Genomic DNA, 10,640 nt, shown 5'->3' on the forward strand with positions numbered 1-10,640 from the left:
TAGTTCTTAATTATTTAATTGTTAAAGTTCCTGTAGTTTGCAATAGTTTTCTGTATGCCAACGCTGCGTCTGCCTTCGCATTGATTACTCCCACATTTGCCTCAATCTGAGCTGCATCTGCATCCAGTAATTCCGTCATGGTTGCCAAACCGTTGTCATATTTATTTTTTGTGATTCTGTAATTTTCATTAGCCTGTTCCGCAGATTTTTCGAAAACAGCGATCCTCTTTTTAGAGTAATCTGTATTCTGATATTCTCTGTTTACATCAAGCTTGATGTTGTCATTTAACAATTCGTTGGTTGCAGACAACTGCATTTCTCTGGCTTTGGATTGTTTGTATGCAGAATTTTCTTTCCAGATATTTGATAAATTGTAAGAAATTCCAACCCCAACATTTACAGCATTGTAAATTGTTAAAAACTTAGGAATATCTGCTGCAACATATCCTCCTGTAAATGCAATGGAAGGAAGGTTTTCCGCTTTTGCTGCTTTTGTTCCCAATGCAGCCGCCTGTCTTTGCTTATCCAAAGCCTGAAGATCTTTACGATTTTCTTTGGCTGCGTTTACATAGAAGTCAACAGGTTTTACGTCCTCTCCTTCTTCTATATAATTTTGATCTACTTCAATTTCTGTAGTTTCTGGAAGTCCCAACAATAAATCCATATTGATATTGGCAATATTGTAATTATTTTTGGCTTCCAATAATTGCAACTCTATATTTGAAGTCTGCAGGTTGGCCTTTAAACGGTCATTTCTTGCAATAACTCCATTATTTTCAAGCTTAAGGAAAGTTTCGTCTCTTTTTTGAGAAGCAGTAAGGTTTTCTTCTAAAACTTTAATAGACTGATTGGCTTTAAATAAATTATTATAGGCCTGAGCAACGTTATAAGCAATTGCCGTTTTGTCATTTTCAGTGTTCAGTTTTGAGGCTTCCACCAAATACTTTGCAGACTGAATTCCGTATTTAATTCTTCCTCCGCTGTAGATAGGAACGCTGAGGTTAGCTGTTCCGTAAAGCACCTGATGCACTTCCGGGCTGCTTCCTCCTCCTGAAAGTCCGGGAAGCTTAATATTCACATTTGGCTTATTAGGAAGATACATATAGCTTCCTGAAACCTTCAGCTCCGGTAATTGTTTGTTTTTTGCTTCCAAAAGGTCTGCTGTAGCTTCTTCAATCTTTGCAGCATCAATCTTCAGATTTTTACTGTTCTGGATTCCCAATTGCACAGCTTCATCAAGAGTAAGTGTTTTTTTCTCCTGAGCATTTGCGTTTGCAAACCCTACGAATAGAGCTAATGCAAGGACTGAGTTATTTATTTTCTTCATAACCTAAAAGGTCTTTTAGTAAATATTTAATATGTTTATTAAGTTCTGTGTAATATTTTTCATCAAAAACTTCTTCTTCTTCCGTATCGTTCAGGAATTCCTTATACATTTCTTTAGCATTGGATGCATAGAATAGAGTTCCGCTTACAGTAGCGTGCAAAAGATATATGGGTGGGTTTTTGGTAAAAATTCCTTTTTCTAATCCACTTTCCAGGATTTTAGAATACATCGCTATGAATCCCATTTTGGTCTGCTTCAGAAACTCAACAATCTGAGGATTTTTTGTATGAAGCTGCTCTCTCTGCATGATTCTATAGAAACATTTATGGTTTCTCACTTTACCTGAAAACTGGTCTATAATTTTCTCTATTTTTTCCCATTCGTTGATATCAGTTCTTTCAAGGATGTCTTTTGAAAAGAATTGTCCTTCACTCATTCTGTATTCAACTAATTTTTCATAAAGCTTTTCTTTTGAACCAAAATAATAGGAAATCATAGAGATATTCACATTTGCTGCTTTTGCAATCTCGCGGGTAGAAGTACCTTCGAATCCCAACTCTGCAAATAATTTTTCAGCAGCATATAATATATTTTCTTCTTTTGATAACATTTCTATGTTCTATTTTCAGGCTGCAAATATACTACCGTTTTTTGACAAATCAAACGATTGATTGATTTTTAATTTAAATTTAATTTTTTGTTAATAGTACAGATTATAAATATTTATAAATCAAATAATTAAATATTATTAAAAAATTAAATAAAGATTATAGATTTTGTATTTGAATGTAATTGTAAGACAAAACAGTTCCCTAATTCAGACTTTAGAAAGGATAATTTAGGACAAAAAGAAAAATTCCGATACATAATCGGAATTTTATTTATGAGTTTTTATGTATATGTCTTGACAATTTTATTCCTAAATCTGTCCAGACTATTTTAGGATTTCCGTTTCTTGTAAGATGCAGATCAGCTGTATTGATCTCTTCCAGAATGCTTTCGATATTGGCCCCACTGATATATTTTGAAAAGCCTTTCCAATTGAAACCATTGGAATTTATTTTTTTGTATACCAAATCTTCTGACTGATAATTTTGTAGCAAAGCCAATCTGAAAATTTCCGAACAGTAATTTAAAAAGTTTTTCTGCTTCTCCCTGTTCCATCCGGCAATTTCACGTGACCAAATGATGATACTTCTCAGAAATTCCGGTTTCTTTTTCACCATAAAAGCATCACGAACCCATTGTACAAAAAGTTTTTCAAATTCTTCGTTCTTGTTTCCGGATTCCAAAAGCTTTAGAGCATCGTTAAGATCTCCCTGAGCTTCATGAACAATCTCTTTTATTTTTTCATCTGAAACATTAAAATTAGTTTTCAAATATGCCTGAATATCTTCATCATTAATTCTGGGAACTTCCACAATCTGCGTCCTTGAAAGAATGGTGGGAAGAATATCGTTGGAAGATTCTGCGGTTAGTAAAATAACAGTTTTTGCAGGAGGCTCTTCCAGGAATTTAAGAAATTTGTTGGAAGCGGCTACATTCATTTTATCGGCTCTCCACACAATCAGGATTTTGGTTCCGCCTTCAAAACTTTTAAGGGAGAACTTTTGGTTTTGATCGTCTATTTCATCTGCCGAAATGAATAGCTGCTTATTTTCAGACTCAAGAAAAGCCGTCCAGTCATCATAGCTTGAATAAGGAGAATTGAGAATCATTTCTCGGAACTCTTCAAATTTATTTTTACTTAAAGAATTTTTATTGTCCGTAAAAACGGGAAAACTAAAATGTAAATCCAAATGATTCAAATGCTCTACTTTTGAAGCAGCATGCTCATTTTCCCGGCTCAAAACTTCTTTTGCGTATGCTAAAACCATAGGCAAGGTACCATATCCTTCTTTTCCTACGAAAAGTTGGGCGTGGCTTACTCTGTTTTCGGCAATACTGTCTTTAAGAAGTTTTTTAAGATTTCCTTGTCCGGCAATGTTCTCCCAATTCATGGCTCAAAGATAAAAAAATTTAGTTTTCCGGATGCCATTATGACCATTGAAAAGCCAAAAAACCAATTATCCGTTTTTATTCTAAAAACTGTTTTCATAATTGACAATAAAGTGAATTACCTCCCTAACAATTCACCTAGTTTATGCTACACATCGTCCTTAACAAACTTTAACCTCTTATAATTTTTACAATTCATTAATATTTAAGATATTTGCGCATTGTTTTAAAAATATAGAATGAAAAAAATCTTTGTACTATCATTCATATCAGTTGGATATTTCTTACAGGCGCAAAATCTAGGTAACTCACCTTATGCAACGTATGGAATTGGAGATGTAAAATATGATAATACGATTGAAACTTCCTCAATGGGAGGTATATCAACAGCTTATGTCAGTGATTTCACCAGTAGCTTCAACTTTGCAAACCCTGCGAATAACGCTAACTTCGAACTTACAAGTATTAAACTTGAAGCAACTAACGAAAACAATTATTTCAAAACTGATTACAACAGTACAAAGTCTAACAAACATTCTACGTATCTGTCCAATATCTCTTTAGCATTTCCTTTGTCTTCAAAGGTAAAAATGGGATTATCTTATCAGCCATACAGCTCGAAAAGCTATGATATTCTTTATACACAAACTAAAACCAAGACTTTATCTGATGGGACTATTGTAAATGATGCTATTTATGCAAACCATTTCAAAGGTAGCGGTACATTAAATACAGCCCAGATTGCTTTGGCTTATAAAGTAGCTCAGGAATTCTCATTAGGTTTAAGAGCCAATTACTATTTCGGAAATCTTTCTGATTTAGATGAATTCTCTGCATCCAATGCTGAACTATATAATGGATATGAAACGACTACCAATGTGAAAAACTTTAACTTCACTTTAGGAGCAAATTATCAGCATCTTAATACAAGTACAGATAAGAAGTTAACTATTGGAGCCACTGCAACTTTCGGAAATACCAGCAATATGACGACCACTTATAAAAACAGTACTTATTTTTATACAGATGCGTCGATGGAAACCAAAAGCTACGAAACCATTATTGAACAAAAACAATCAAGTGCTAAAAACCTTCTACCTTTACAGGCTTCTTTAGGAGTAGGATATGGAAGCGAAAACCAATGGTTTGCATCTGCTCAGGTAGATTACAAAAAAGGGGAACAAACTTTATATTTTGGTCAGACAAAACAATTCCAGGATTCTTACAGGGTTTCTGTAGGAGGTTGGTATTTGCCTAATTATAATAACTTCAGAAATTATTTCTCAAGAGTTGTTTACAGATATGGAGCATTCTATGAGAAAGGAAACCTTTCTATAAACGGACAGGGCGAACTTGATCCTAATGGAAGCAGTATTAATAAATTCGGTATTTCCGGCGGTGTATTACTCCCATTCAAAAACAGCAGTATTACAAGAATGAGTGGCCTTGAAGTAGGAGTAGAATTAGGAAAAAGAGGAACATTAAAAAACAACTTGATCAATCAGAATTATATCAATTTCAAGATAGGATTCAATTTTGCGGATAAATGGTTTAGAAAATCATTGTACAACTAAAAAATGAATTTGAATTCAAAAATAAAATTTAAAAATATAGCATATCTTCTTAGTTGTGCTATATTTTTTATTATGACTTCCTGTGAAGAAGATCTCACAAAAGGAAATGGTAATAACAATAAAAACTTTCCATCACAAATTATCAATAACGCTCATATCATCCAGAGAGATTCAGGAATGGTTACTTTGAAAGCAACTGCACCTATCATTGAAAAATATGAACTGATAGATAGTCCTTATATCGTAGCTAAAAGAGGAATCAATATCGAATTTTTCGACAAAAAGAAACCTAAAACTCCGGGGAAGATCACAGCAAAATATGCCCGTATTTTTGAATATAAAAAGTTCTACGAAGCCAAGGGCAATGTAAGGATTACTACCAATGAAGGCCAGAGATTTGCCATGCAAAGCATTTACTGGGATCAGAAGAGAAACAGAATTTATACACATGACACCGTTTTTGTAACGATGGAAGACGGCTCTACTTTAGTCGGAGCTAAAGGAATGACCGCTAAAGATGATTTCTCAGAATATACTTTCTTTAATAGTTCCGGAGATATCAATTCTAAAAAACTTTCCGAAAATCAAAAATAACCCTCTATCATGATTTTTCAAGCTATCGGATTAATGTCGGGAACAAGCCTGGATGGTTTGGATATTTGTTTTGCAAAGTTTGAAAAACATAATTCATGGGATTTTGACATCATAAAAGCTGAAACAATACCTTATCCAAAAGCATTAGAAAGTCAGCTTAAAAACTCGATCTATCTTTCACCTGAAGAACTGCTGAAACTGAATTCGGAATATGGCTTTTATTTAGGAAAAACCGTAAAAAAATTTATTGAAAAACATCAGCTTAAACAAATAGACTTAATTGCATCACACGGTCATACTGTTTTTCACCAGCCTCAAAAGAAATTTACTCTGCAAATTGGAGATGGAAGAGCTATTAAAATAGAGACTGGATTACCCGTAATCTATGATTTTAGAAGTCAGGACGTTTTGCTGAAAGGAAATGGAGCTCCCCTGGTTCCGATTGGTGACGAACTTTTATTTTCACAATACGACGCCTGCCTTAATCTTGGCGGTTTTTCCAATATTTCTTTAAAAATAAATAATAAAAGAGTTGCTTTTGATATTGCTCCGGTTAATATTGTCCTAAATAAAGTTGCGCAAGAATTTAACAAGGATTTTGACGAAAATGGAGATCTTGCCAGAGCAGGTACAATCAATAAAGATTTATTATCTCAGCTCAATTCATTAGAATTTTATAAAAAGGCTCATCCAAAATCTCTAGGAATTGAATGGTGCCATGAAAATATTTTTCCATTATTCAGAGATGTTGAAGCTATTGATGTTCTTGCTACTTTTACAGAACACGCAGCCCAACAAATTTCCAGAGTTTTGAATGAGAATCAATTAAAGAATGTCCTATGTACCGGAGGCGGGACCTTCAATCGATATCTGATTGAAAGAATCAGAGATAAAACCCGTACTGAAATAATTATTCCTACAAAAGAGCTGACAGAATATAAAGAAGCATTAATCTTTGCTTTTATGGGCGTTTTAAGACTTAATGATGAAATCAATATCCTTTCCTCTGCAACAGGCAGTTCTAACGATCACAGCTCCGGAATTTTTGCATAAAAAACCTTCATTTCTGAAGGTTTTCTATTTTTATTTATAAGCTTCGATCTTATCTGTTAAAGTATTGATAAAGTTCTGAAGAGGTTTTTCCACCATCATTTTAATAAACGGATTGAATTTTCCTTCAAACAGCATCTGCACTTCAGTCTGATTTTCGCTAATAGGATTTATAGTTGCTGTTAATGCAAAATCTAAGCTGGAGCTTGCAGATTTTAAAACTGCTTTTTGGTCAGTAACTTCATCAATTTTCAAAGCAATTTCCGGCATCCCTTGTAATCCGAATTTAAATCCGTCTTCTCTTGTTTCAAACTTTTGAAGACCATCCGGCATAAAATCTTTATAATTTTCCGGAGATTTTAGGAGTTCTACCAACTCTTTAGATGATTTATTGACAATAATCTTTCGTCCTTCTAAATTCATTTTTTATTTTTGTATTTAAATTCTTAATTATTACAAATGTATAAAGTTTTTGTGAACGAAAAAAAATTATTGCTATCCAAGCAACCTGAAAATCTAGAAAAAGTGCTTGATTATGAAAACGTCACATCGTTGGAGATCGCACTTGATCTTCTTGAAAATACATCTGTAAAAGAATTGAATGTTTTTGGAGAAAATATAGATAAAATCTGGACTGAATTTCAGAATCTTTTCAGAATCATTGAAGCTGCAGGAGGTATTGTGAATGATACTGATGGCAAGATTCTGTTTATCAAAAGACTTGGAAAGTGGGATCTTCCAAAAGGTAAAATGGAAAAAGGAGAATCCCGTGAGGAATCTGCCGTACGTGAAATTGAAGAAGAAACCGGTCTTAAGGGTGTAGAATTGGTGCGGTTTATTAATACGACTTACCATATTTATATTGAAAGAAACGGGGATAAAGTATTGAAGTGTACGCATTGGTTTGAAATGAATTTCAAAGGAGAGGATACCTCAAAACCTCAGATAGAAGAAGGAATTACCGAAGTGGCCTGGAAAAACACTTCCCAGATTGAAGAGGAAGTTTTCCCCAGTACTTTTAAAAATATTAAGTTAATTATAAAAGAGTTTGGGAGCACAAAAGCTTAACAAGAAACTCTTTATTATAAAAAGTTCACATAAGAAATTTATGTGAACTTTTTTATATCAGGAGTTTATCTTAAATAAAATCTATAGATTTTTCCAGTGCAATACCTCTTGAACCTTTTAATAGGATATTTTCGGATTGGATTTTATGCAGCTTTAAATATTCAATCAATTCTAAAGTATTTTCGAAAGAACCCATAGACGAATTAATCTGCCTGAAGTTTTTTCCTACCGTAATAATTTCATTAAACCCTAATTTCTGAGCCAAATCAAGAATATTCTGATGTTCTTTCTCACTCTCCTCTCCCAGCTCCAGCATATCGCCAATAATAATTGTTTTTGTACCTTCAAAAGTAATGAAGTTCTGCAGTGAAGCCATCATTGAACTTGGATTGGCATTATAGGTATCCAGCACCAACGTTCTGCCGTCTTTTTTAACGATCTGAGAACGCATATTCGTGGGTGTATAGTTTTCTATTGCTTGTCTAATTTGAGGAAAACTAATACCAAAATGAAGACCTAAACTTGCTGCAGCACAAAGGTTGGTAAAATTATATTCTCCTGTAAGCTTTGAAACTGCTTTTTCACTGTTGTAGATTAAACCTACAAAATGTTCTTCAGAAAATAATGTAAACGCATAATCTGAACTATCTTTTCCAAAAGTAATTTTAGGTGAATAGTTCTCTGTTTTTTCTACCTGAATAGGATCATTTTCATTAACAACAATGGTTTGCTGATGATTTTTAAGATAATCATACAATTCAGACTTCCCTTTAATCACCCCTTCAAAACCTCCGAAGCCTTCCAGATGCGCTTTCCCAAAATTGGTAATATACCCGAAATTAGGTTGTGAAATTGAACATAGAAGCTCGATTTCCTTTTGATGATTGGCTCCCATTTCGATTACTGCCATTTCATGTTCAGGTTTAATCGAGAGAATAGTCAGCGGAACGCCAATATGATTATTTAAATTCCCAAGAGTATACTGAACATTGAATTTCTCTGAAAGAACTGCATGAATGATTTCTTTGGTTGTTGTTTTGCCATTACTTCCTGTAAGACCTATAATCGGGATCTGTAATTGATTTCTATGATAGATTGCCAGTTCCTGCAAAAACTCTAATGTTGATGGAACATAAAAAATATTTCGGTCTTTATTTTCAAAATCCTTTTGTTCTACAATAACTGCCAAAGCTCCTTCATCAATAGCTTTTTCTGCAATAGTTGCTGCATTGAAATTTTCTCCTGAAAAAGCAAAGAAAATATCATTCTTTCCTATTTTTCTGCTGTCAATAATTGCTTTTTCAGATCTTAAAAATAAAGGATAAAATTGTTCTACATTCATACATCAAAAATAAAAAAACCTTCCAAAATTTTGGAAGGTTTTTGAAAATTATTTTGATAAATATTATCTTCTAGTTCTATTCTTATCATTAGTTCTAGCATCTTGAGCTACACGGAACCCGATCCAGCCATAAGCTGTATTTTGGTTCTTATATCTTCTTTGACCTGGATCTAACCAATAAGCAGTATCTTGCCAAGAACCTCCTTTTACTACTCTTACATCGTTAGAGATAGCAGATGTTCTATCTTTAGTATCTTTCTGCATGATTACTTTACCATTGGCATCTACAATAAATCTCTTTTTAGGAGAATTGTACATATCAAAAGTAGTAGCAGAATCAGCTGCATTTCTATAATCTAGAGAAGACTGTCTATCACCATCTCTGTAATTTCTATAGTCTGCAATAGTTTTTCTTTCAAATTGACCTGGTAAATTTCTGTAAACTAATCTACCATCAGCCAATGTATCATATTTAATATTACTTTCATCAACCATTTTGTAAGTACCGTCTCCGTTTCTTACAATTGCCTGAGGCATATTTCCTCTGTAATAGTTGAAATCACTGTAATCTTCATCAATAATAGGTCTGTAAACATCTGCCGTCCATTCTGAAACGTTTCCGTACATACCGTAGATACCTAAATTGTTAGATGGATACTTTCTTACGTCAGCTGTTAAAGCAGAACCGTCATTTTTCCATCCAGCAGGTCCTGAGTAGTCACCTTTACCCTGTTTGAAGTTTTCAAGCAACATTCCTTTTTCTCTACCTTTAGTACCTCTTAAAGATTCAATTCCTGGAGCTTTACCTTGGTAGTTGTTATATTCTCTATTCTTCTCCATTCCCAAAGCTGCATATTCCCATTCAACTTCAGTAGGAAGTCTGAATTTTTGAACCATTGCAGAACCAGGAGAAGCGTTTGCAGCAAGAAGTCTTTGGTTGGTAGTTTTCATACCAGATTTCTGCTGTTTTCTTTGCTGGTTGATATATCCTTGCATTTCAGGATCATTCGATTTGAATTTATCCATATTGAAAGCAGTACCACCTTGGTTATTAGATTCGTTGATATACAAATCTTTTGCGATGATACCAGCATTCATTAATGCTTTTTCATTTGCTCTATCTGTTAACCATTCACAATATCTGTTTGCTTGCGTCCAAGAAACCCCTACCACTGGATAGTAGTCATATTCCGGAGAACGGAAATAGGTTTCATTGAAATCATTTCTAGATAGTTTGTTATCCCATAACAAAGTATCTGGCAAAGCACCATTGTAAATTTCTTTGAAACTTGGATCACTTGGAGGAAATACATACTTCAACCATGTAAGGTATTCGCGGTATTCGTAATTAGTAATTTCGGTTTCTCCGATATAGAATGAACTCACCTGCATTCTACGAGGTGTGTTATTCCAATCATGCATAACATCATCTTTCACTAATCCCATTGTAAAAGTTCCACCTTCTACATATACCATTCCCGGCCACCCTTTCTGCTGTTGTTGCTTTCCTGCAAAAAACCAACCCTGTTTTTCGTTTGGTTTCCAACCTGTCTTGCTGACAAATTTTTTAGTACCACCTCCTTTGCTGGTACCTGACCCTCCACAACTGGTTAATGCAAGTGTAGAACTTAATGCTATTAATGAAAACAACTTTAGTTTTTTCATAGTCGATTTAAATATTTTCAAA

At 33.9% G+C, this 10,640-nt stretch carries 10 protein-coding genes; 4 read left to right on the top strand and 6 right to left on the bottom strand.

The annotated features are described in order from the left end of the window. Positions 1-10: 10 nt before the first annotated feature. The 3 genes from P0Y62_07860 to P0Y62_07870 all read right to left on the bottom strand — a co-directional run bounded on the left by P0Y62_07860 (position 11) and on the right by P0Y62_07870 (position 3,327). Positions 11-1,327 (bottom strand): TolC family protein, encoded by a 1,317-nt coding sequence (locus P0Y62_07860; protein WEK71469.1) that lies wholly within the window; start codon positions 1,325-1,327, stop codon positions 11-13. After that, positions 1,311-1,937 (bottom strand): TetR/AcrR family transcriptional regulator, encoded by a 627-nt coding sequence (locus tag P0Y62_07865; protein WEK71470.1) that lies wholly within the window; start codon positions 1,935-1,937, stop codon positions 1,311-1,313. Before P0Y62_07865 ends, P0Y62_07860 begins: the two co-directional genes overlap by 17 nt. 271 nt (positions 1,938-2,208) lie before the next feature. Beyond that, positions 2,209-3,327, bottom strand: coding sequence for a DNA polymerase III subunit delta' (locus P0Y62_07870; protein WEK71471.1), 1,119 nt, complete (start codon positions 3,325-3,327; stop codon positions 2,209-2,211). Positions 3,328-3,564: 237 nt separating this feature from the next. Here P0Y62_07870 and P0Y62_07875 point away from each other — a divergent pair, with 237 nt between their 5' ends. From P0Y62_07875 to P0Y62_07885, 3 genes are read left to right on the top strand one after another with little or no spacing between them, the layout of a single operon-like run. Next, positions 3,565-4,899 (top strand): hypothetical protein, encoded by a 1,335-nt coding sequence (locus tag P0Y62_07875; GenBank protein WEK71472.1) that lies wholly within the window; start codon positions 3,565-3,567, stop codon positions 4,897-4,899. 3 nt (positions 4,900-4,902) lie between these two features. Beyond that, complete coding sequence (gene lptC, locus P0Y62_07880; protein ID WEK71473.1) at positions 4,903-5,493, top strand: LPS export ABC transporter periplasmic protein LptC; 591 nt, start codon at positions 4,903-4,905, stop codon at positions 5,491-5,493. Positions 5,494-5,502: 9 nt separating this feature from the next. Beyond that, a complete protein-coding gene (locus tag P0Y62_07885; protein ID WEK71474.1) occupies positions 5,503-6,546 on the top strand; it encodes an anhydro-N-acetylmuramic acid kinase in 1,044 nt (347 codons plus the stop codon). A 30-nt stretch (positions 6,547-6,576) separates the two neighbouring features. On the opposite strand, the gene P0Y62_07890 is transcribed toward P0Y62_07885, so the two are convergent. After that, a complete protein-coding gene (locus P0Y62_07890; GenBank protein WEK71475.1) occupies positions 6,577-6,966 on the bottom strand; it encodes an SRPBCC family protein in 390 nt (129 codons plus the stop codon). Between the two features lie 36 nt (positions 6,967-7,002). On the opposite strand from P0Y62_07890, the gene P0Y62_07895 reads away from it, so the two are divergent. After that, the gene (locus tag P0Y62_07895; GenBank protein ID WEK71476.1) at positions 7,003-7,611 is read left to right on the top strand and encodes an NUDIX domain-containing protein; all 609 of its coding nucleotides are present in this window, start codon (positions 7,003-7,005) and stop codon (positions 7,609-7,611) included. 70 nt (positions 7,612-7,681) lie between these two features. Here the strand turns inward: P0Y62_07895 and murF are convergent, their stop codons facing one another. Beyond that, a complete protein-coding gene (gene murF / locus P0Y62_07900) occupies positions 7,682-8,953 on the bottom strand; it encodes a UDP-N-acetylmuramoyl-tripeptide--D-alanyl-D-alanine ligase (GenBank protein ID WEK71477.1) in 1,272 nt (423 codons plus the stop codon). A 63-nt stretch (positions 8,954-9,016) separates the two neighbouring features. After that, positions 9,017-10,618 carry a gliding motility lipoprotein GldJ gene (gene gldJ / locus P0Y62_07905; GenBank protein ID WEK71478.1) on the bottom strand — a complete coding sequence of 534 codons (1,602 nt, stop codon included), beginning with the start codon at positions 10,616-10,618 and terminating at the stop codon, positions 9,017-9,019. Positions 10,619-10,640: the final 22 nt, after the last annotated feature.

Origin of the sequence: Candidatus Chryseobacterium colombiense (genome assembly GCA_029203185.1) — a bacterium.
In the GTDB taxonomy this organism is placed as follows: domain Bacteria; phylum Bacteroidota; class Bacteroidia; order Flavobacteriales; family Weeksellaceae; genus Chryseobacterium; species Chryseobacterium colombiense.